This window comes from Nostoc sp. (genome assembly GCF_035638895.1).
In the GTDB taxonomy this organism is placed as follows: Bacteria; Cyanobacteriota; Cyanobacteriia; order Cyanobacteriales; family Nostocaceae; genus Nostoc.
Map to the genome: position 1 here is coordinate 1 of NZ_DASQZC010000483.1, position 23,252 is coordinate 23,252.

Sequence of the window (23,252 nt, forward strand, 5' to 3'; positions counted from 1 at the left end):
TTTACTACCTTCATTATCTTGTTCTAAAACTAAGCTTGTGGCTTGATATAAAGACGAAATACCAATAAATCCAGTTAATGCAAATATGAAGACATTTAACAGAATTAAAAATTGGTAGTTATTGGTGGTAATTAAGAAAAACAGTGTGATTGGCGCAAAGCTAAATAAAAGTACACTCGTAACTGAAACAGCAGTCAAGACTAATGCTAAATGCTGTCCAAAAGTCCGCTTTGAACCAAAAACAATGTTAGCAAAGTACAAAGTTGGAATACAAATTAGCAGTGTAATTAAATAAAGGGCTGGAAGTTTAATAGCGGAAGACAACGCTTGCATCCAACTATGGTATGCGCCAATGATTCCGCCATAACCAGCGAGAAATAAGGAACTGCAAACTAGTAGAGAAATAATTTTATTTGGTAATCTTGTACCTTGGCGAACTTCCTCTAGAAATCCTTGGCGATCGCGCAGGAATCCAATCAACACCGCAAAGTATTTGATTCCTACAGATTTTCGTTCAATCATGTTATCCTCACACAGCTAAAATTCTAAGTTTCATCTGAGTAATCACCGCCAGAACCATACTTCCAGGCATCAATCAAACGATGCCAATAATATTGTTGTTCTTTTGGTTGATTTTTAATCCATGTTTCTAGCATTGGACTTAGCCAAAATAAAGTAGTGTACACACCTAAATTACTGTAATGTAACATCCAATCTAACAAACTGGCTAAACCTACTTGCGGAATTATCTTTGCAACTAATACCGGATGATATAAACCAGTTTTTAACAGTGTTTTTGTTAGTGCCGAAAACTGCACTATATCCTGTAAAAATGGTTTTAGCACTGGTGTACCCAACTGTTGCATTTCCTCAAATACCGCCGAGAGTAGTTGGTTAATTTGATCTGGGGCAATTTTCTGATTTACACCAACACTCATAGCTTTTTGAAACAACCAGGTAACAGTCAAACTTGGCTGATAGGGTTGCAGCAGTGTTAACGCTTTTGCAGATAATTGTTCTGTTTCCAGTGCTTCGTAAATGCCATAAGTTAAACGCTTCAGGTGACGCACCATTGCCCCAAAACCACCAAAACTCAAGGGAGATTGACTACCACTGCTATCCCCCACTGCTAGAATGCGATTCCAAGGGGTTTTGATGGGGCTTTGGCGGTAGGTGGGAAAGAAACCAAATAGCGATCGCTGAAATTTCAGTTTGCTCAACTCCACTCCCTGATATTCTGGTAAAAGACGCAGATATTCCTCAAATAGAGCTTCTAAACTTAAACGTTGGGAATCTGCATCCATATAAGTAAATAAGTAAGTTGTTCTGCCATCCCTGGCTGGAAACGCTTCCCAGAAGTACTGACATTGATTTTGCAAAGGTGTAAATGATAATAACAAGTCGCCTGAGTTATTTTCCGCAAAACCTTGGGCGCAACTTCCTACAACTAAGCACAGTGCGTCTGCTTTTTTGCCTTGACGTGCTTGTTGAGTGATGGGTGAAAGATGTCCCATTGCGTCGATTAATAACCGAGTTTTAAATTGGTTATTTACCATCACCCCATCTGGATGAACCACCGCTTCAGTAAAGGGTGTGTTTTCTAACAACTTTCCACCTGCGGCCAGAAATCGAGTTTTCAAAGTAGCTAGTAGATAAACTGGATCTACGCCAATATTCAAAACATCCTCTACCCAAACTTCTGTACCGCCAGCAAAACTAACTCGCGCTGGGTTATATTGAGTTGCGATCACACTCTCTAATTCATCCTCAGTCAGCAAGTTTAATTCCACGAACACATCTAATTCTTTGCGAGAAATATTCCACTCTTGTTCCCTCCCCCGCAAAATTCCCCGTTCCATCAACGCCACCCGCAGTCCCTTCACCGCTAAGGCGCAACCAATTAAAATACCCAAAGTGCCACCGCAGATAAGTACATCGAAGTCTGCAACTCCTAAAGGCTGTTGACTTTCTTTAACTAACGTTGCTACTGGTGCGGAGTTTTCGCGCAGAGATGTTAGGATGCGATCACTTTGGCGTAACCCTGCTAAAACATCGCCTGGTAATTGGGAAAGAATTTCTTCGGTTAAAGACATTTTGGAAAAACTCAACTCTACATTCCAAAATTACCTGAGAATGAAGAAAGTAGATATGATCGTGACACTCCCACACGTCCCTTGAGGAACTGGAGACATAAGTATGTCCACTACAAAACCTGTAGAACGTCTGTATACTTTTAAGGAATATCTCACCTACGATGATGGCACTGACAAGCGCTATGAACTTGAGGATGGGGTACTGCTAGAAATGCCTCCAGCCTCAGATTTGCATGAAGCTATCATTACTTTCTTGTTGCTCCGCTTCTATTTGGAAATCCAACGACTAGGGTTAGACTGGCAGGTTCGCCCTAGCGGTACTGGCGTTCGTACCTCTGTTAAAGAATCCCGTCTCCCTGACTTAATTGTGATGACTGAAGAACAGCGACAATCTATTCAGGGTAAATCGGCTGTGCTTGAGTTACCTCCACTGTTAACAGTAGAAGTGGTTAGCGCTGAGTCTGTGAAGCGAGATTATCAAAGGAAACCACTTGAGTATGCAGCCTTTTCTATCCCTGAATGCTGGATTGTTGATCCTCTTGAGGCAAGGGTGACAGTTTGTTTGTTGGATGAAGGACGTTATAACCAAACAGTATTTACAGGAAACCAGCAAATTTTTCTCCGACTTTTCCTGAGTTAAAACTGACAGCGCAGCAAGTATTAACGGCTTAGGATTTTTTATCGAATTAGCTTAATGAAAAGACCTCTCCCTGGTTTTACTACGCAAAACCCTCCCTCTCCGACTCGGAGAGGGACAGACTTGAACTTTAGTTCAAGGCAGGGAGAGGTTCGTCGAACTCACGATAATTTAGAAATCGCAGGTAAGCCTGTAAATATCCCTTTCAACATGGTGATTCTTGGAGAGTAATGGAAATGCGATCTTTCGGGTAGCAGCAGAGCAACGCTTACGCCCATTAATTTTTAAGAGGATGTTTGTAAAGTCTAATTTATTACTAGCCCTGACGATTATAAATCGCGGCTACACAGGCAAAACCTACCTCTGTGGGTTTAAAATTCTTGATTTTCTCTTAGTCTACGGAGGTGGACTTCGTTTGTGTAGTAGCAAATTCTATTCGCCCAATACTTTTTAAACGTCCTCTAAGCGTTGGGACAGAAGGAGTAAATCATTTCACTTTTTTTAAAGTGCCAGTAATTACTGAACCTGGATTAGTTTGTAAAACAAAGATTTCCTTGCCGCCATCAACAATGATACCGCTTAAAAAAATTGTCTCATCACGACTACTTGTGAATATTATCTGCACCGTACAATCTTGTTTAACATTATAGGTTCCTGATAGTGTCCTGTTTGTAAATATAGTACCATTACCGCTACCAGCATCTGTTCCTTGTAAATTTCCGTTTCCATTAAGCTGGACTAAACCAACTACAGCTATAGACGTAGACGTTGCTGCAAACGTCCCAGTGAATTTAGTTCCATAGCTACCTTTTATGGTTGCATTATTACAAGAAGGCGCAGCTTGGGCGTTCACCTTTTGAGAGATAGCGTCTGAAATGCTCAATGCTGCCACAGTACCAATTATTAACGTCGTAAAAAAGCCTTGGATTTTAAAGTTCATCATATTCATGGAATCAAGACACCTTTGCATAAATATTGACATAGGACTTATGCACTGTACAAATTAATCATGGTATGAATTTACCAAAATAGGTTGTTTCAAGCCTTGATTAATTATTCTTGGATAGTAAATAAACACGTGTTGTAGAGGTTTATCAATGCTAAACCCTACGACAGATATGGTTTTTAAAACCATCTATATTTATTTTGTATTTCTGTCAATGCGTAAGTCCTGTGACACTAGAAGATTACTATTAAATGACTTAACTTGTAAATACCACGAGAAAGTAAAAATAAAATTTTTTACACCTTTGAGTTTAGCGTTGGTGAAGTTTGCCCCTCGGATGTGGGCGCAATAATTAGTCGAATAAAAAGGCCTCTAAGAGGTTTTACTACATAAAATCTGTCTCTCTTGCGCGTTGGAGAGGGACAGAGTTGAACTTTAGCTCAAAGCAGGGAGAGGTTCGTCTAACTCACGCAAAATTATCCTAAACCAAATAATTTTGCGATCGCAGGCAATAATTTATTACCCGCTTCAACTAATGTGGCAACAGCAGGTAAGCCTGTAAATATCCCTTTCAACATAGTGATTGCTGTTTTTGCCGTCTTCTGCTTAGTCGATTCTTGGGGATTTTTCCCCGCTTCTGCCAAAGCTTTCACCTGTTCTAGCGCTTCGGTTTTCTCTTCTTCTGGCAAATATGTGGATTGGATGATTGCATCTTGCAACTGCGACAATAATTCTTTGATTCCTGGTTTCTCGGCATCGGTTGCATCAGGTAACTGATTGAGGGCAATACTCACGTTACCGCTAATGGTTCCTAGATTAGCAATAGAATTATTGCCAGCGATACCGCTAACATTACTGCTGCCTTCAATATTGATGCCGCTAATATCTGCCATATTTGTATCTCCTTGTGTATAAAATTTCGGCTGCCCAAGTGCAGTTGTGAGCATATTTTTTAAATCACTAACATAACTATCTTTTTCTATCAGTAATAATTGCTGACTCTGCGATAACGCTTTAAGTTTATTATAGTCATCAAAATATTCTGCATTCAGTTGAGATTTATCGCTACTTGCGGCGGTTTTGGCTCTGAGCAAGATTTTATCATCGCCGCGTTTCTCCATTGCGACGATTTCTAACTGAGCTTCGGGATGGTTTTCGGCAAGGTTTTTGAAGGCTATGGCAATGGCGCGAGGGTCAACCCCTTGATTATGGTAAAGGTCGAGGGTGTCAAAAATTGGCTTGATAAAGTCGGCAAAATCCCCGTCTGCAAATACCTCTTGTTTATTATCAGGTTTACGGAGAGGGTCAGGATCTTCTTTGGTGGGTAAGCGCATAAAGATATATTCACACCTCACCCCATGCAATTTAGTTGTATTTGTAATGCCCCAATCTTCGATGTACGCGCCTGTGAGATTTGCACCAGTTAAATCTGTGCCGTCTAGTTGCGTTTGCTTCAGTTTTGCTCTTGACAAATCGGCATCTTGCAAGTTGGCTTCACTGAGATCAGCGCCGATAAAACTGGCATCTGCTAGGTTAGCTTTTTTTAAGTTGATACCCCGCAGGTATTCACGGTAAAAATTCTTATCCTGTCCCTGTCCTGTAACCAGCAGTTGACGTACTTGTGAGTTTTGCAGATAAGTTGAGCCAGGACGAACACGGTCAAGCATTTTGGCTTGATGCCAACGGCTACAGATAAGAATAGTCTTTCGGAAATCTGTACTTTTGAGTGTAGCTTGGGTGAAATCAGCATTGGTTAAATTAGCGCCACGAAAACTTGTACCTCCTGTTGCAGCAAAGGCGATCGCAATATTACAAACCGAGGAATATTTTTCGTCTCCTTTCATTGCTAGCCAACCGATGTAAATGCTAAACAACCCTACAGCAAAGGCTACGGCAATAGCTAAGATCCCATATCTGGCAAAAGTGAAGGCTCCGGCTACAGCAAATGCTCCGGCTATTATCAATGCTTCAAATCCAGCTACAGCAAATGCCGCAGCTACTATCAATGCTACGGCTACAGCGAAGGTTCCTGCTCCTGCCACAGCAAACACTCCAGATCCGGCTGCGGCTCCACCTATAGCGAAGCCTACTGCTCCTGCCACAGCTATGGTAAAAGTTGCCACTACCACAAAGACTGCTACTCTTACTATTGGCCGAATTATGACCAATAAGAAAGCAACTAATAAAATTAGGGTAGTCCATCTGCCAATCTGATATCCTAAGCTGGAAGTATTAAATATTTCTGACACCAAGTAACTATTTACAAACCAGATCAATCCTGAAAGTCCCGACAACAACCACAAGACAAAAACTAGGAAAATTGCCCAACGGCGTTGCAGTCCAGCTTTGGTATGGCTGAAGTTTGCACCTGTTAAATTAGCATTAGTGAAGTTTGCCCCTCGGATGTCGGCATAGCTAAAGTTTGCACCCGCAAGGTCTTGTCCTTTGAAGTTGCGTCCTCGGAGATTTTGACCGGAGAAGTCTAAAGCCATGTTTCACTTTACGGAGGTGAGCAAATCTTACTACACGCTCACCCCTGTAAATTCAGAAATGGTTAGATATTTTTGATTAATGGAGTTCAAAGCCTCATTAATGGAGTTCAAAGCCTCATTAACGGAGTTCAAAGACTCATTAACGGAGTTCAAAGCCTCGTGAACGAGTATAAAAGCCTCGTTAACGGAGTTCAAAGCCTCGTGAACGAGTATAAAAGCCTCGTTAACGGAGTTCAAAGACTCATTCACGAGTATAAAAGACTCGTTAACGGAGTTCAAAGCCTCATTCACGAGTATAAAAGACTCGTTAACGGAGTTCAAAGCCTCGTTCACGAGTATCAAAGACTCGTTGAGTACAAATATATTGTGTCTCTACAATGATTTTGAATACTAGAAGTTAGTACAGTGGTGCGTTAGCCTTTGGCTAACGCACCCTACCAAAACTACTGCTAAAAATAGAAGTTAAAATACATGTACATTAGGACTAGGTGGATCTTTACCGCTTGTGCTGGCGTAATTGCTCTACTATATAGTCTTCCAGTTCTTGCCTTTCTCTCTTACTGGCATTTCGTTGATAAGTTCTTGCTGTTTCTTGCATAAACTTGCGTTTCTCGCTTGGAGAAGATTTGATACCTCCAGTGCCTTGAAGCTTTTGCTGTAATTCTTCCCAAGTCTTTTCACCCACACTTTCGCCTAGTTTGGCTAGTACCTTTGGTAGTAACGTTCTTGCCTCTCTTTGAAAATCTTCTTCTGTCTCAAGGGAAGCTAAATCTATATTGCTGAAGTCGATATCGATTTGAAACTTACTCATAGAATTGTGTTTGTTCTTTTAACGGATTATTACCACTATAGGGGGAAGATAGATTTTACTTTCCTGTCAATTCTAGATAGCATACAAAGATAGCATGATCGAGCAGCTAGTAGATGGCAGGTTCTATTGGATCTGTTAACCCAACACTGACAAATATCACCAATGCTTTGCGCCTGGGCGTTTGCCTGCTTGAACCTATGAAATAAACTATATGGAAGCTTTCGTCACGAATTTGACGACTGTACTTGCTACAGTAGTTGATATTTTCACTGGCATTATTATTGCGATCGCTGTTTTGGAAGCCGTAGTCAAGATCCTGGTTTTTTTCTTCAGTCGGCGTAAAAAGCTGAACCAGGCTAAAGAGGAAATTCGGCTAGAGTTGGGTATGTGGCTGGCTCTTTGCCTTGAGTTTGCATTGGCTGCTGACATTTTACGTAGCACGATCGCTCCAACTTGGGATGAAATTGGTAAACTAGCTGCCATCATTGGCCTACGAACAATTCTGAATTTCTTTTTGGCAAAAGAAATTGAGCAAGCAAGGAATAAAAAGAACAATATCAAGGATGAATCTTTTTAATTACTCATTAGGGACAGCAATCATCCAATCGTTAGGTTCTTTAGCGATCGCTGGTTATGTGATTGCTGCAATCTTTGTCTCTAATTCTCAGGTGTAATATTTACCAGGCAAAACTTATGGTTGCAGCAAATCTGTTAAAGACCATTAACTTGCAAACTTGAAGACAAATTCTGGTCTTTAGCGTTATCCTATCACTTTGCATCTTTCTTAAGAAGGTATTTATTTGGGAGAAAACGCAAATTCTGATAATTAAATCTCACGTTGAATCATTAAAACAAGTTTTTACAGATAATTTCAGATTGCTAATCAGAAGGATTTTACATATAGTTAATATCTCCATAACCAGGTTAGGAATATTAAAAATGCTATCTTAAAGGCAAAGGTCATTTACTCAATTTTTGAGGAAAAAACTATGACTACAGCGCTCATAGAGGCTAATTCTATCGAGTCATTGCTAGGTAAAGAAGCTGAAGACTTGCTTACCTACAAAGCAAAACTTCCTACTGATTTACTACATTTGCCGGGGCCAGACTTTGTAGATCGCATCTGGCTCAACAGCGATCGCAACCCGCAAGTAATACGTAATCTTCAGTTACTTTATTCTACTGGTCGTCTTGCATATACTGGGTATCTGTCTATTCTCCCGGTAGACCAAGGGATTGAACACTCAGCAGGTGCGTCTTTTGCGCCCAATCCGATTTACTTTGACCCAGAAAATATTGTCAGATTAGCGATCGCCGCAGGTTGCAATGCGATTGCTACCACTTTGGGGACATTAGGTATTGTTTCGCGCAAGTATGCCCACAAAATACCTTTTATTGCCAAAATCAATCACAACGAATTGCTGACTTTCCCCAATCAATTTGACCAGGTATTGTTTGCTGATGTGGAACAAGCTTGGAATTTAGGGGCGGCGGCTGTAGGTGCGACAATTTACTTTGGTTCAGAGAATTCTACCAGACAAATTCAGGAAATCAGCCGAGCTTTTAAACGCGCCCATGAACTGGGGATGGTGACAATTCTCTGGTGTTATCTGCGGAACAACGCTTTTAAACAAGATAAAGATTACCACCTTGCTGCTGACCTCACCGGACAGGCGAATCATTTGGGTGTAACCATTGAAGCCGACATTATCAAACAAAAGTTAGCTGAAAATAACAATGGTTACGGTGCAATTGCCAAAGCCACTGGTAAGACTTACGGCAAAACAGATGAGCGGGTTTACACAGAGTTAACAACTGATCACCCAATTGATTTAACTCGTTACCAGGTGCTGAATTGCTACTCTGGGCGTGTAGGACTGATTAATTCTGGTGGCGCGACTGGTAAAAACGACTTTGCAGAAGCAGTTCGCACGGCTGTAATTAATAAACGGGCTGGTGGTTCAGGATTAATTTCTGGGCGAAAGACCTTCCAACGCCCCTTTGAGGAAGGTGTGAAGTTATTTCACGCCATTCAAGATGTTTATTTGTCGCCAGATGTGACGATAGCTTAGGGGAGCCTACGGTGTAGACACAAGTCAGATTCAGTTTTACCCAAATACGCTTGGGATCAGCCAGAAAGCCCTCACGTAGAGACGCGATAAATCGCCGTCTCTACAGAGAATGTACTGGTCAATTATTCCTTGACAGACTACTATTTCCAATTACACCCAAAAAGAATTTCATCACTTACTTACCTCTGCCAACTTTACAGTTTCTCAGGCAACTAAAGTTCGTTTTGGTGTATTTTGGGGGCTGATGATAGCTACAGCTAGCCTCAAAGGCGAACCAGCAAAGGAATTATATAAAAGGCAAAGATCGGTAGGGATTCTGGGATATCCTTAAATAAGTGAAAGATTTGCCAAAAAATAGTAAGAATGAAGCTGGCAGCAAGAGTAAGTCAGGTAACACCTTCATTAACCTTAGCGATCGCAGCCAAGGCTAAGGCACTGAAGGCAGAGGGAATAGATGTTTGTAGTTTTAGTGCTGGAGAACCAGATTTTGATACTCCAGCGCATATTAAAGCCGCAGCAGTAAAAGCTTTGGAAGAAGGCAAAACCAAGTATGGTGCAGCAGCCGGAGAACCAAAGTTGAGGGAAGCGATCGCCCATAAGCTTAAAATTGATAACGGTCTTGATTACAAGTCCGAGAATGTCATCGTCACCAATGGCGGTAAGCATTCTCTGTACAACTTAATCGTGGCGCTGATCGATCCAGGTGATGAGGTAATTATCCCTGCACCCTACTGGCTAAGTTATCCCGAAATGGTGACTTTGGTCGGTGGAGTCCCAGTAATTGTGGCTACAGATGCAACAACTGGTTATAAAATTACTCCTGAACAACTCCGTAAAGCAATCACGCCGAAGACAAAGTTATTTATCCTCAACTCTCCATCTAATCCTACAGGGATGGTTTACACGCCAGATGAAATCAAAGCACTGGCAAAAGTAGTAGTTGATGCAGATATCTTTGTCGTCTCTGATGAGATTTACGAAAAGATTCTCTACGACGGTGCAGAACATATCAGCATCGGTTCTCTTGGGAAGGAAATTTTTGACCGCACTTTGATTAGTAATGGGTTTGCGAAGGCTTATTCTATGACTGGGTGGCGTCTCGGCTATTTAGCGGGGCCTGTGGAAATCATTAAAGCAGCCAGTACCATCCAAGGACATAGTACATCTAACGTATGTACGTTTGCCCAATATGGTGCGATCGCAGCTCTACAAAATTCTCAAGATTGTGTCGAAGAAATGCGCCAAGCCTTCGCCAAACGCCGCCAGGTAATGCTAGACAGACTCAACGCTATTCCCGGATTGAGTACTGCAAAACCAGATGGCGCTTTTTATCTGTTTCCTGATATCAGCAAAACCGGTCTAAAATCTTTAGAATTTTGTGACGCCTTGCTAGAAAAACATCAAGTTGCAGTTATTCCCGGAATTGCTTTTGGCGCTGATGACAACATTCGCCTTTCCTACGCCACAGATATGGCGACGATTGAAAAGGGAATGGATAGATTGGAGAAATTTGTCAAGTCGCGTATTTAGTTAGTTGTCATTTGTCAGTTGTGAGGAGAATTTAGCGACTCTCCAACTTTTAACTCCACCTTTTCGACTCAGAACAGGTGGAGTTCATTTTCAAGCTTGAAGTTCCGAGTTCCAAGCCTCAAGCATCTACTTCTGAAGTTGGTTGATGATTTCCAGTGTTTTTTGATAATCTTCTATTTTTTCTTGTTGTTTAAAGATATCTGCGGCTTGCTGCAAGTCAGCAATTGCCCCCTTTTTATCTCCCAATTGGGTGCGGACAACACCCCGGTTGTAGTAGGCTGGGGCAAAGTTGGGATTAATTCGCAAAGCTTGGTTGTAATCTTCAATTTCTCCCTTTTTATCTCCCAATTCAGAGCGAATAATACCCCGGTTGCTGTAAGCTTCGGCATCGTTGGGATTAATTCGCAAAGCTTGGTTGTAATCTTCGATTGCCCCCTTTTTATCTCCCAAATCAGCGCGGGCATTTCCTCGGTTACTGTAGACTGGGGCCAAGTTGGGATTAATCCGCAAAGCTTGGTTGTAATCTTCGATTGCCCCCTTGTTATCTCCCAATTGGGCGCGGGCACTTCCTCGATTGCTGTAAGCTGGGGTATAGTTGGGATTAATCCGCACAGCTTGGTTGTAATCTTCGATTGCTCCCTTTTTATCTCCCAAATCAGCGCGGAGAATACCCCGGTTGCAGTAGGCTGGGGCATAGTTGGGATTAATCCGCAAAGCTTGGTTGTAATCTTCCATTGCCCCCTTTTTATCTCCCAATCGAGCGCGGACAACACCCCGGTTGGTGTAGGCTTCAGCAAAGTTAGGATTGAGGCGAATTGCTTCAGTATAAGCTGCGATCGCTCCTTGCAAATCTCCTTTCTTTAGCTTATCCAAACCCTGATTAAACAAGTCTTCAGCCGTGAGTGTTGCAACTTTAGGAGCATCACTTAGACCAATTCCCAAGAATTTTATGTCGCTAGGATAACTGGGCTGATTAATGCTGGCAGTAGTGGTAAATGTAGTCAAGGTTGCTATGGCGAAGGTTTTTGCAACCCCTATCGACAATTGAGAAAACAAGAATTGTCTTATAAATAACATAAATAATAAATGTTATTGTCGAGTGTTTATACAAAATAATACAGGCTTACTAAGGAACTTTACGGCGATTTGTCTCTAACCATCACAATATGTAAAATAGTCCATTACGCTACTGAACATTTTTTTAATTGCAAGTCTTTTAATCTGATGTTCAGGGTTATCAGCCTTATGTTTTCTGTCCCGATCTTGAAGTTCTGAATTGTAAGCTCGAAGTTCCGCGCATTCACTTACACAAACAACCGCGCTACAGTGCAAGCAAAATATGGTAACAGAGGTGAAGATAAGTCATCTGTTGCGAATAATGTTGCCACTAATTTCAAAACTGCTTTTTCTCGGCGATACACTTCAACTTGTTGTAATTGCCAGTTCAAAATCCAATATTCTTGAACTCCTCTAGAAGCATATAATTTTAGCTTAACTTCCCTATCGCGTCGCTCGTTTTGGACTCCAGGAGAAAGTACTTCTACAACCAGTTCTGGCGCTCCTGTTAAATGTCCTTCATTGTCAAGTAAAAGGGCGAGGCGTTCTTTACTTACCCAAACCACATCAGGAATAACATTATCCGCCTCAGTAAAAATAATTCCTGGTGTTGGGACAGCCTCACCAAGACCTGTTGAGAGTGACCAAGTTCTTAATTCTGCATAAATATTACCAGTAGCTTTTTGATGCCCCCAATGCGGTGCCCTAGTCACAAATAATTCTCCATCGATAATTTCGTAGCGATTACCATTATCTGGCAATAACTCTAAGTCTGTGATTGTCCAACGTATCCGTTCATCAATGGTTTGGCTCATAGGAACCTCTGAAATATTGATACTAATATCCTAATGGCATTTGTCATTTGTCATTGGTTATTCTCCCAATGCCCCATGTCGAATCCCCAATACCTGCTCACATCTACATCAACTCCATCTCCCGCAACCCCTGGCGTAGTCTTTTCGCCTCTTCGGGATTATACCTTTCATGAAGGGCGATCGCTTTTCTAAAAGCTGTTAAACTATCTTGATGATTGCCAACTTTCAGCAACACTACCCCTAAATTTTGATAGGCTTCGGCATAGTTAGGATTTAACGCGATTGCATTTTGATAATATGCGATCGCATCTGTAAATAAACCCAAAGCTTTAAATATCATCGCCAAATTATAATGTCCAAAAACAAAATTAGGGTCAATCTTCAAAGTTGTGGCGTAAGCAGTTTTTGCACCGTTTAAATCTCCTGCTGCTTTGAGTAAGTTACCCAAGTTGATGTATGCTCCTAATTTGAGCATGGGGTAAATTGGCAATTTTATCGCAGCTTGATAATGAGAAATAGCCTGTGGAGATTTTTGCAACCGACTGTAAGCAATGCCTAAATGGTAATGGAGTTCATATAAAATATCGTAGTTTTCTTCAGCAGTAGTAATTCCTCGTCTAAGCAACTCCATACCTTGAGTAATTTTCCCAGTTTCCACATACAATGCCCCTAATTTACTGCAAACATAGGGATCATCAGGATGAGTAGCGAGAAACCCTTCCATTGCTGTAGCTGCTTTGGCATATTTGTTATTTTGAGCGATCGCACTTTTTTGATATCCTGTGTGTACAAGTGCTACCCCTGGTAAATAACCTACTTGCCAATGGGGTTCTTGGGCTATAATTGCTGACACACTATCATCCACTAAGGCATGATAAGGACGGTCAAAGCAAATATCTGGATGATTGCGGAACAGCCTGGAAACTAGAGAATAGGGAGATTGTTCTGCACCAATTTCGTGGCGGACGAGGTTGATGAGCAGGTATTCGTCTCTTGCGATCGCCTCTCGCAACTGCGGTACAATTCCTGGTGTGAGAGTTTCATCAGCATCTAATACCAGAATCCAATCACCAGTGACATATTTTAGAGCTGCATTGCGGGCAGCACTGAAGTCATTACACCATTTAAAATGATAGACTTTTGCACCAAGTTGTTGGGCAATATTAGGAGTACGATCAATTGAGCCTGTATCCAAGATTACCATTTCATCCACCACTTTTCGGACACTGCTCAGACATTTAGGCAGTGTTGCTGCTTCATTTTTCACAATCATGCACAGACTGAGTTTCATATTGCCAATAAATTCTGGTTCAAATTTTTTGCTTACTGTAGTGACCAACTTTTATTTTGTGCCGATATAGCATCAGACCATCATAAGGCGAGTTTTTAACAAAGGACAGTCATTTATCATTTGTCAAGAGTTACTCTGTCCCTATCAACTAAAACTGCCTTATCCCAAAAACTTGCTCATAGCATCGCAAGAGATGGGGTATGCACCAATGACCAATGACTACTTAATCAAGAATCCTCAAGTTTTACTTGTTAGACAAGCTGACTGAAACTAACTCAAGATATATCTATTTTGTTTTTTTGACAATATTTCTAAATAAGGCTAAAAAATCTTAACAGGCTAAGTCTCTACAAAGCTTGCTATATTAAGCTGTAAAGTGTAATTTTGTATTCATGTCACACTAGTCTTTACCGACAATGGCGATCGGAGTCGATTTAAAATTATAGAAAATCGCCCCTTCTCCTTATCTAATCCTCTAATACGTCTACACTCAAAATAATAAAATTATCTAATATATATATGGGTAATGATTAATAATATTTTAAACTAGATATTACCCATTTTTAATGTTTATATAACTATTATACGCATTATATAGAGAATCATATATAATGAAAAATGCCTTCGCCAGAACAGCAAATTTATTTCGCCAAAATCTCAAAGATTATTTGCGATCGCTTAACGTTTGGTTTTTAGATACACCAGAAAGGGCACTCTTAGAAGCTCAACAAGCCGCTCAGAGAATTAAAAACATTGAAATAGAACATTTTGACGGCAAGAAAATATCTTCACAATCAGTAAATTATACTGAAAATGTGATGTCTTATTGGCAAGGATACCTCGATAAGAATTTAACTACTATCAAAGTAAGACTTATAGAGTTTCGCCTTAGTCGGAAAATTTTAAATATCTCTAACTCTGTATTGTTAGAAAATCTAAAAAATATTGATGAAGTTGTAGAGAGGTACGCTCTAAAAGATGAATTAATTAGTAACAATGCCTCAAGATCAACTTCTCAAACACTACAAGTTAACCAGAGCAAAATCAACAAACAGTTATCATCTAATCTTAATCATAGCCGACCTCAACCTCTATCTCAACAAGCTAGATTACTATCGATGTCTATGGGTCAAAGATTGAATAGAATCAAAGTAGATTTGGAACCGCAGACGGAAGAAGAGTTTGTCAGAAATTACCGAATTTCTAAAAATAGGACAAAAATTTCTATTAGATTTATACTAACGTTAATTATTGTACCCTTTTTAACCCAGCAATTATCTAAAAATTTTTTAGTATATCCCATATTAGAAAGAAACAGAGAAAAGAATATAACCCAAATTTTTATCAATTCTGATATGGAAAAAGAAGCTCTCCATAAATTGCATAATTATCAACAAAGCCTGATGTTTGAATATTTCCTAAATCAAGCACCACAAATTTCTTCAGAAGTAATAAAAGAAAAGGTAAAAGACAAAGCCATTGAGATAGCTGAGGAATTTTACATAAAACATAATAGTGCTATTAGCAATGTATTTGCTGATTTAATATCACTAATTTCTTTTAGTACCATTGTCATTATAAGCAAGAAAGAAATTGTGATGGTGAAATCTTTTATAGATAATATTGTTTATGGACTAAGCGATAGTGCCAAGGCTTTTTTAATTATTCTCTCTACAGATATGTTCGTAGGATTTCACTCAACAGAAGGATGGGAGGTTATTCTTGAAGGATTGGCAGAACATTTAGGGCTGCCAGGCAATAAAACTATAGTATTTTTCTTTATTGCTACATTTCCGGTAATTTTAAACACTATCTTTAAATACTGGATATTCCGCTATCTGAGTCGCTTATCTCCGTCAGCATTAGCTACATTAAAAGAGATGGACGAGGGTAATTGATAATTTGTAATGACGCTCTTTCCTCTTTACGAGACGCTACGCGTAGCTTGCTTCTCTGTAAGAGTACACGAACGCTGCGCTAACGTAATTGATAATTATTCTGGCGTATTTGTCTCCTGATTCGCTAGGCTATATATATCCTGGTTCTTCTGAAGTGTACTATGGATTTTGAAAGCAAAGCTAATGCCCCAACTCCCACAGACAAAATAGAGTTTGCTCAACCAACTATTAGCCGTAAGCCATTAGAATTCCTGCGAGATACTGAGGCTTTGCTACGCCGCCCAACCGTAGCAACACTGTCGTCGATTTTGCCACCAAAACTGAGCAATAAATTCCAAGCAACGTCATCTTTGGCAGATGATTCATTTAAGGAATTGGTAGAAATTGACCTAGACACTATTAGTGATTTTGAACTGCGACATGCACGAATTGGTGTTGGCTTAAGCTTTGTTGGTTTTGGGGCGCTGATGATATTAGTACTGCTGCTGTACTTAAACACGTTGCGTCCAGAACTCAGTGCGGGTGAGCAAATTCGCCAATACTGGTATCAATATATTTGGTTTGTAAGCTTGGGTGTTGCAGGGATGTTTATGTTGGGACGTGAAGCGATGCGTCCTATGCCAAGGCGACGTAAATCAAAAGAGCAAGTGTAATTCGTAACATCTTACGGTTTCGCGTAGCGGGTTGCAGACAGACACTGCACCTACTTTGCTTAAGAGTAGGGGTACGCCTACGTCATTAAGTTTTATAACAGGAATTTAGAAAGAACTACAAAGCTTGCCGATGATTGAAGAGGGACTTAAACTCTCAGAATTGGTTAAAAATTATGAATCACGATGCTTTCATTGTTCCACCAGGTTCAAAGATTTCTCTGAAAAAAAACTATGACCCAGCCTATAAAACTGAGTTTCATGAAAAAGCTGATGCTGCAACTAAATTACAGGCAGATATTGAACGACTAGCAAATTACCAAAATATTCTCTACGCTCAAAACACATATTCCTTGTTGATTATTTTTCAGGCAATGGATGCTGCTGGTAAAGATAGCACAATTAAACATGTGACCTCTGGTGTAAACCCGCAAGGGTTTCAGGTGTTTAGTTTCAAGGGGCCCAGTGCGGAAGAATTAGACCATGACTACCTGTGGCGAACAACTAAGGCTTTACCAGAAAGAGGTCGAATTGGAATATTCAACCGTTCATACTATGAAGAAGTATTAGTAGTTCGTGTCCATCCAGAAATGCTGAAAAAGCAACAAATTCCCCAGTTACCTGAAGGGAATAAGATATGGAAGCAGCGTTTTGAAGAAATTAATAATTTTGAAAAATATTTGGTAAATAATGGTGTAATTGTCCTGAAGTTTTTTCTAAATGTCTCAAAAGCAGAGCAGAAAAAACGCTTCTTAGAACGGATTGATTTTCCTGAGAAAAATTGGAAGTTTTCAGATAGCGATGTCCGAGAACGAGCTTTTTGGGATAATTACATGAATGCTTACGAAGAAGTTTTTAATAACACTAGTACAGAATGGGCCCCGTGGTATATTATTCCTGCCGATCGCAAATGGTTTACACGCCTGACTGTTGCCAATATCATCTGCACAAAATTACAAGAACTAAATCTGCAATACCCAACAGTTAGTGAGGAACATAAACAGCAACTTTTGCAGGCAAAACGCATTTTAGAACAGGAGGATTGAGTTATTCTTCTAATAAAAAAAGGGTTAAAATAACATAAATATGCTGTATAATACAGGGTTAAAAATGAAAAGTTTTAAATTTATTAATGTTTTTTGTAACTAAAGAAGTTTGTCTGATAGTGACAGCCAGAAAATCATGACTCAGATGGCAGAAAATGCCAAAAATCATCTACCTCACTTTAAGAATGGTGCCTTAATTTTCTTACGATAAACTCCGCAAAGTTTCTATGGTGGACTACTATAAAAATCGTATTTGATTTTTGAAATCAGGTCTAAAAACGACTGATTCCAATGAAATGTTTTCTAGGGTAATTAAAATCAGTTTTCATAAGTTTGCCTCTAAATTGTTTTATTTGTCAACTGAAGAAAATTTGTAAATCTAAAATGTCTCTTTAGAGGCTGGTTAGCCATCCAATCAAACCCTGTGGGGTTTTATCAACAAAAACTTTATATCATTTTTTTATTGTTTGTAAATTAATATATTATTGCAAATATGTTTTTGCAAATAATTGACATAAAAGAAAAGTAGTGAAAACCGTACTAAGCAAATAGGGTATTTTGTATTTTTGCGAGAAGTAGGTAATGTCTACAAAGGTCTATGACGCTCGAACGCGAGCAGGGGCGATCGCACAATAAGACTCGCTTTAATTTCTCCAAAAGACGCGATCGCTTCAGTTAAGGATTATTTATCAAAATTTGATGCGTGTAGAGACGTGCGATGTCTACGACGGGCTATTTGACGTCGCTGTTGGAAGTTAATACGCACAAAGCCACCAATTATGCATAAGCTGTTTTAAGTAAAGCTTATATTTGCTATAGACAGAACTTATAATTTAATAACTGAGGAAGTATTGCTTATTTGTAACGAAATTGTTATGTTTCTTTACATAAAGAGATAAAAGCAACCTGAATGCGTTAAACCACTGTTGATCAAAGTTTTCTAGATAACTATGCAGTTGAGCCTGCAATGTGCTTTGCCGAGTATCCATCAACGGCAAGAGAATCCCTATGCCTTTGGTAAAAGATGTCTACACCAAGACTCCTGAGTGCCTTTGTTAACAGCTAAACGCATTTACTTTCCGTCTTTGCACATTTGATTTTCACATTCGATACAACTGTAATTTTCTTTTGGGAACATCTGCTATGTCTTTTACGATCCAGTCGGCTCAAAGTATTTTTCCCGGCACCCTAGTTGCTGATATTGTTCCAACTGTTGTCGAATCATTCTCTCAGCTCAATGCTGAAGATCAACTAGCATTACTCTGGTTTGCCTATACCGAGATGGGTAGAAGTATTACGGTTGCCGCTCCAGGAGCAGCTAACATGATCCTTGCACAAGGCTTACTCGAACAAATTAAGCAGATGCCTTTTGAGGCTCAAACGCAAGTCATGTACGATCTAGCTAACCGTGCTGACACTCCCCTGTGCCGTTCCTATGCATCCTTCACTGTGAACATTAAATTGGGCTTCTGGTATCAGTTAGGAGAATGGATGGCTCAGGGAATTGTTGCTCCGATCCCAGAAGGCTACAAGCTTTCTCCCAAGGCTGCTGATGTATTACAAGCAATCCGCAATGCTGATTCAGGTCAACAAATCACAATTTTACGCAATACCGTAATTAGCATGGGATTCGACCCGAATGCTCCTGGTAGTTACAAAAAAGTCACAGAGCCAGTGTCTCCACCCATTGCACCAGCATTTCGGACTAAAGTCACCATTGAGGGTATCAACAACGCTACAGTGTTGGGCTATATCAACAACATGAATGCCAATGACTTTGATGCTGCGGTTGCTCTGTTTCGCTCTGAAGGTGCGTTGCAACCCCCCTTTGAAAGACCGATTGTTGGTCAAGAGGCAATCCGTGCTTATATGCGTGAAGAATGCCAGGGATTAAAGATGATCCCAGAGCGTGGTATATCTGAGCCAGTGGAAGATGGCTATACACAAGTTAAAGTTACAGGCAAAGTCCAAACCCCTTGGTTCGGTGCCAGTGTTGGGATGAATATTGCATGGCGGTTTTTGATAGATCCCCAAGGCAAAATCTTTTTTGTAGCGATTGACTTGCTCGCTTCTCCAAAAGAACTGCTTAACCTAGTACGTAAATAAATCACTTTTTTAAGGGCACGGCAGTGCTGTGCCCCTACGAAAAACTGTGATGAAGGAGCGACACCGACAGGGAAGCGTTAACGAGTCTTGCGGACGCCACGCTCTTGCATTCGAGCGTCATAGCCCATCGTAGACATCGCCACCTCGGTACGCTTAAATTAAAAAAACTTAATAAGGGCTTATTTGGTATTTTAGTTGTGCGATCGCTGTTGAAAGCAACCGATTCCATCGGCGATTTTGTAAAAGATTGTTAAACAGTTTTAAGGTTAGTGCGGAGTCGTTAAAAGCCTCCGAATGAGAGCTATTTTCAGCAATTATCGATTAGATACTGTAATTTTCAGGTGATAAATGGAGATTTGGGAGGCGGGGTGTATGGATACTGATGAACTTCTTAAACGTTATTGTGCAGGAGAGAGAAATTTCCCTCAAGTAAGCCTGAACTTAGTTAACCTCAGCGAGGTGCGTTTAGCTGGAATCAATTTGAATCGAGCTAACTTGACTAATGCGACTTTATCACAGTCCAACCTGCGCCAAGCAAACCTGATCGAAGCCAATTTGACTGCGGCGGTTCTCTGGAGAACCGACTTTAGTGGAGCAAACATGATTTTGACAAACCTCAAGGCTGCTAATCTGATACGGGCAACTCTTAGGAAAGTAGACTTGCATAAGGCTTCCCTAGTGAAAGCAGACCTGCGTTTAGCAGACTTGCATGATGCTGACCTCAGTAATGCAAACTTGGCTGGGGCAGATTTGCGCTATGCTAACTTAAGCGGTGCTTTTTTGGCTGGGGCAAATCTTAATGGTGCAAACCTGACTGGCGCAAAGTTGAGCAATACAGACCTGAGTTATGCTAGTCTTACCAAAGCTATTTTGTACAAAACTGATCTAAGTTACGTTGATTTCACGGATGTAGACCTGAATGGGGTCGATTTGTACCACTGCTTACTTAACGGAGTCACCCTACCTGAACGAAGCTTAATTGAAGTGGGTTGATCGTTGCTGCGGTCTAATTAAAAATTTAGTCTTTCATTTTGAATTACAATTTTGGATTTTGGGAAAGAGCAATAGATAAGATTTTAGAAAAAAGTGATAGCTCTTGCCTAAAAATCCTGTTATTGTATGATTGTGTTATGTAAATATTTAAGATATCTACTTTAAATTAAATAGAAATGGTTTGACAGATGAAATCATCCGATCTAATTCAGTTCTATTGTGTTTGAGAAGATCGTGCCCCCACAATTCATTCGTGTTATCAGAGCAATCTTTTGCAAGAGCTTCTCCGATCTTTTCAAAATTTCTGTTAATATCTCTCCTTAACCTCTCTGGTTCAGATAACACTCCAAGAACAAATACTCTATTTCTTAAATTATCTGGAATCTGATTATTTACATAAATTAATCTATCTTCATTTTCATCAAAATCAATCAGCAAAGCAATCATTCTGTCTGGATATTGTCGCATTGTAGAGGCATAATTATTCATGAATTTCTGCACAACATCTTGCCAACCACGAGCCTCTGGTAGGATTTGAATAACGCGGCGATCAAGGTTTAGATCAAGAATAAATCCGTTTGCAATCTGACGATTAGCATCGTCTTCAGGCAATACAAGAATATGCGGTTTCTCCTTATTTACGCTCATAGTTCTATATCACCACTAATCAAGGCATCTACAAGATCACCTGGAACAGAAATATCACTGAGCAATCTGATTAAAGTTGGCTCTAAGTGGCTTTTTCGATCAAGTACAAAGGTATTTTCATTTGAAAACTTTCGGATTGCTTCTTGATCATGCGAAGTCACCAAAATTTGTCCACTATTTTTAAATGAGCGTCGCAGTGATGATATAAAATGTCCAACCTCTGATATGGCGAGATAGTTATCAGGCTCGTCCCAGAAGCAAAAAAGAGGGCCGTATGATTCGTTAGCAGCTAAGACAACAGAGCAAAGAAAAAAGCATTTTTCCCCATCAGATAAGGCTTCAAAGTCAACACTCAGATTCGCATTATTTTTTTGAAAGCGAACAATCATGCTTTTTGAGTCTTTGCCGATTAGTTCATTCAAAAAATCCTTAATATCAGGCATAACTTCACGGAGATATTGGACAACCTGTGTGTATGCAGCAGGATAGCGACTAAGTAACCCAGAAAACCACTCCCCGAAGTTTGAACCATCCTGTTTTGGCTCCAAAGTGTCTCCGTTAGAGTCTCCTGTCATCAAACTTGGAATCGGGGCTAAAATAATCATGCGAGCAAGCCAAGTCTTGAAGATACGAAGTGGATCAGTTTCTGATTGCTCCTGAATTACTGGAAGGGCGACAAGATGCCAATCCACCAAAAACTGAGCTTCACGATTTTGTGAACTGTTGTGAAGAGTAACTTTGGCTTCCTTTCGAGAGTAGATTGGATCTCCTGAAACTAGCAGTTGCTCTTCAGAAACTCGAAGCTCTTTAAATTTTTCTGGCAACTCCAAGGCAAGGACATATTTGTATAATTTATCGTCAAGTAATACTTCTATTTCAAACCGGATTGGAACATCAGATCTTCCACGAGTAAAATCTTTCGACTGGACAAGTTGGGCAACTCTATTTATGCCTCGGCTAATCTTCTGAAGTACCTCTAATGCAGAGGCAGTAGTTGATTTACCTGAACCGTTTTTTCCAATTAACAGAGCAGATGACATCCCCTTTATGGGCAGTTCAAAGTTTTCTAGGCATCTGAAGTTGTGTATATATAGTCTTTGGAGCATAAGAAAATGATTCCGAGGAGTGGAAAGTGAAAAAACTTTTTGAGCTGCCTAAGTAGTAAATAAGCATTACCACGAACGTCCTGATAATTCGGGTGCTTTGCTGATCAACAAAGGGATTAGCTACATATTAGATTACATTTACTTTCATAACAAATGCCATCATCTCATCATGCGATGTCTACGACGGGCTACGCCTACGCACTCCACACAGCACTAAACTAGAAAGTAAGATGCTCACAATAGCCTATGAACGTCACGACAACTACTTTCTCTTCTACACTCAAATTGAAAATTGACTTAACTGATGAGCAATTTTTCCAGATGTGTCAGAAAAACCGTGATTATCGATTTGAACGTACAGCATCAGGGGAAATATTAATTATGTCACCGACAGGTAGTGATACTGGCAGACGTAATGTTAAAATTACCACTCAATTAGATATTTGGAACTCTGAGAGTAATTTAGGCGAAGTTTTTGACTCTTCAACCGGTTTCACCCTACCTAATGGTGCGGAACGTTCTCCTGATGCTTCTTGGGTAAAAATTGAGCGGTGGAATGCTTTAACTCCAGAACAACAAGAAAAATTTGCTCCAATTTGTCCTGATTTTGTAGTAGAGTTGCGTTCTCGTAGTGATTCCTTGAAAGAATTGCAGGAGACAATGCAGGAGTATATCGAAAATGGCGCTCAATTAGGCTGGTTAATCGACCGGAAAAACAAGCGAGTAGAAATTTATCGTCCAGGTAAAGATGTAGAGATATTAGATAATCCTGCTAGTTTATCAGGAGAAAATGTACTACCTGGATTTGTGTTGCATTTACAGCAGATTATGTAGCTTTATCGATTAGGATACACATGGCGCATTTCAAAACGGCTTTCTTCCCACAGTTCAACATACATACTCGTAGGGGCGCACATCTGTCATACGTGTCAACTTAACGCAAAACCCTGGCAATGACGTTATATCAAGCTTACTCAATTACCAATTAAGTCGTCGGAACCCCACCCCGCTTTTGTCTAGCGACAAAACCTCCCCTCCCCGTTCACGGGGAGGGGATTAAGG

General features: G+C 40.2%; 20 protein-coding genes and 1 pseudogene. 11 read left to right on the forward strand and 10 right to left on the reverse strand.

Annotated features, from left to right (window positions below; all coding sequences use genetic code 11):
- On the reverse strand, positions 1-522 hold a 522-nt coding region (locus VE944_RS24220; protein ID WP_324983068.1), incomplete at its 3' end, for an actin-binding WH2 domain-containing protein.
- A gap of 23 nt (positions 523-545) precedes the next feature.
- Entirely contained in the window at positions 546-2,093 is a 1,548-nt protein-coding gene (locus VE944_RS24225) for an FAD-dependent oxidoreductase (RefSeq protein WP_324983070.1), read from the reverse strand.
- Between the two features lie 103 nt (positions 2,094-2,196).
- Between VE944_RS24225 and VE944_RS24230 the strand changes: the two genes are divergently transcribed.
- Complete coding sequence (locus tag VE944_RS24230) at positions 2,197-2,733, forward strand: Uma2 family endonuclease (RefSeq protein WP_324983073.1); 537 nt, start codon at positions 2,197-2,199, stop codon at positions 2,731-2,733.
- Between the two features lie 484 nt (positions 2,734-3,217).
- On the opposite strand, the gene VE944_RS24235 is transcribed toward VE944_RS24230, so the two are convergent.
- The 3 genes from VE944_RS24235 to VE944_RS24245 all read right to left on the reverse strand — a co-directional run bounded on the left by VE944_RS24235 (position 3,218) and on the right by VE944_RS24245 (position 6,979).
- Positions 3,218-3,673, reverse strand: a complete 456-nt coding sequence (locus VE944_RS24235; protein WP_324983076.1) for a hypothetical protein — start codon at positions 3,671-3,673, stop codon at positions 3,218-3,220.
- Positions 3,674-4,152: 479 nt separating this feature from the next.
- On the reverse strand, positions 4,153-6,168 hold the full coding sequence (locus tag VE944_RS24240) for a pentapeptide repeat-containing protein (protein WP_324983078.1): 2,016 nt from the start codon (positions 6,166-6,168) through the stop codon (positions 4,153-4,155).
- A gap of 496 nt (positions 6,169-6,664) precedes the next feature.
- Complete coding sequence (locus tag VE944_RS24245; RefSeq protein WP_229554754.1) at positions 6,665-6,979, reverse strand: hypothetical protein; 315 nt, start codon at positions 6,977-6,979, stop codon at positions 6,665-6,667.
- A gap of 211 nt (positions 6,980-7,190) precedes the next feature.
- Between VE944_RS24245 and VE944_RS24250 the strand changes: the two genes are divergently transcribed.
- The 3 genes from VE944_RS24250 to VE944_RS24260 all read left to right on the forward strand — a co-directional run bounded on the left by VE944_RS24250 (position 7,191) and on the right by VE944_RS24260 (position 10,581).
- Entirely contained in the window at positions 7,191-7,556 is a 366-nt protein-coding gene (locus VE944_RS24250) for a DUF1622 domain-containing protein (RefSeq protein WP_324983083.1), read from the forward strand.
- A 412-nt stretch (positions 7,557-7,968) separates the two neighbouring features.
- The gene (locus VE944_RS24255) at positions 7,969-9,051 is read left to right on the forward strand and encodes a class I fructose-bisphosphate aldolase (protein WP_324983086.1); all 1,083 of its coding nucleotides are present in this window, start codon (positions 7,969-7,971) and stop codon (positions 9,049-9,051) included.
- 363 nt (positions 9,052-9,414) lie between these two features.
- Entirely contained in the window at positions 9,415-10,581 is a 1,167-nt protein-coding gene (locus VE944_RS24260; RefSeq protein WP_324983088.1) for a pyridoxal phosphate-dependent aminotransferase, read from the forward strand.
- Between the two features lie 126 nt (positions 10,582-10,707).
- On the opposite strand, the gene VE944_RS24265 is transcribed toward VE944_RS24260, so the two are convergent.
- The 3 genes from VE944_RS24265 to VE944_RS24275 form a co-directional block, all read right to left on the reverse strand.
- Positions 10,708-11,586 (reverse strand): tetratricopeptide repeat protein, encoded by an 879-nt coding sequence (locus VE944_RS24265; RefSeq protein WP_324983091.1) that lies wholly within the window; start codon positions 11,584-11,586, stop codon positions 10,708-10,710.
- Positions 11,587-11,885: 299 nt separating this feature from the next.
- The gene (locus tag VE944_RS24270; protein WP_324983093.1) at positions 11,886-12,452 is read right to left on the reverse strand and encodes a Uma2 family endonuclease; all 567 of its coding nucleotides are present in this window, start codon (positions 12,450-12,452) and stop codon (positions 11,886-11,888) included.
- Between the two features lie 103 nt (positions 12,453-12,555).
- Positions 12,556-13,743: a glycosyltransferase gene (locus VE944_RS24275; protein WP_324983119.1), complete on the reverse strand. Its 1,188-nt coding sequence runs from the start codon at positions 13,741-13,743 to the stop codon at positions 12,556-12,558.
- Positions 13,744-14,354: 611 nt separating this feature from the next.
- Here VE944_RS24275 and VE944_RS24280 point away from each other — a divergent pair.
- From VE944_RS24280 to VE944_RS24300, 6 genes and pseudogenes are all read left to right on the forward strand, one after another.
- Positions 14,355-15,641 (forward strand): proton extrusion protein PcxA, encoded by a 1,287-nt coding sequence (locus tag VE944_RS24280; RefSeq protein WP_324983096.1) that lies wholly within the window; start codon positions 14,355-14,357, stop codon positions 15,639-15,641.
- Positions 15,642-15,802: 161 nt separating this feature from the next.
- Complete coding sequence (locus VE944_RS24285) at positions 15,803-16,294, forward strand: hypothetical protein (protein ID WP_324983099.1); 492 nt, start codon at positions 15,803-15,805, stop codon at positions 16,292-16,294.
- A 173-nt stretch (positions 16,295-16,467) separates the two neighbouring features.
- A complete protein-coding gene (locus VE944_RS24290; RefSeq protein WP_324983102.1) occupies positions 16,468-17,337 on the forward strand; it encodes a polyphosphate kinase 2 family protein in 870 nt (289 codons plus the stop codon).
- Between the two features lie 931 nt (positions 17,338-18,268).
- Positions 18,269-18,358, forward strand: a pseudogene (locus tag VE944_RS34360) (hypothetical protein); the annotation flags it as partial.
- 122 nt (positions 18,359-18,480) lie between these two features.
- Positions 18,481-19,443 carry an orange carotenoid protein N-terminal domain-containing protein gene (locus VE944_RS24295; protein WP_324983105.1) on the forward strand — a complete coding sequence of 321 codons (963 nt, stop codon included), beginning with the start codon at positions 18,481-18,483 and terminating at the stop codon, positions 19,441-19,443.
- Positions 19,444-19,815: 372 nt separating this feature from the next.
- A complete protein-coding gene (locus tag VE944_RS24300; protein ID WP_324983108.1) occupies positions 19,816-20,436 on the forward strand; it encodes a pentapeptide repeat-containing protein in 621 nt (206 codons plus the stop codon).
- Between the two features lie 156 nt (positions 20,437-20,592).
- On the opposite strand, the gene VE944_RS24305 is transcribed toward VE944_RS24300, so the two are convergent.
- Positions 20,593-21,084 (reverse strand): hypothetical protein, encoded by a 492-nt coding sequence (locus VE944_RS24305; protein WP_324983111.1) that lies wholly within the window; start codon positions 21,082-21,084, stop codon positions 20,593-20,595.
- The gene (locus VE944_RS24310) at positions 21,081-22,190 is read right to left on the reverse strand and encodes an AAA family ATPase (RefSeq protein WP_324983113.1); all 1,110 of its coding nucleotides are present in this window, start codon (positions 22,188-22,190) and stop codon (positions 21,081-21,083) included. Before VE944_RS24310 ends, VE944_RS24305 begins: the two co-directional genes overlap by 4 nt.
- Positions 22,191-22,436: 246 nt before the next feature.
- Between VE944_RS24310 and VE944_RS24315 the strand changes: the two genes are divergently transcribed.
- Positions 22,437-23,024 carry a Uma2 family endonuclease gene (locus VE944_RS24315; protein WP_324983116.1) on the forward strand — a complete coding sequence of 196 codons (588 nt, stop codon included), beginning with the start codon at positions 22,437-22,439 and terminating at the stop codon, positions 23,022-23,024.
- The last annotated feature ends 228 nt before the right edge of the window (positions 23,025-23,252 follow it).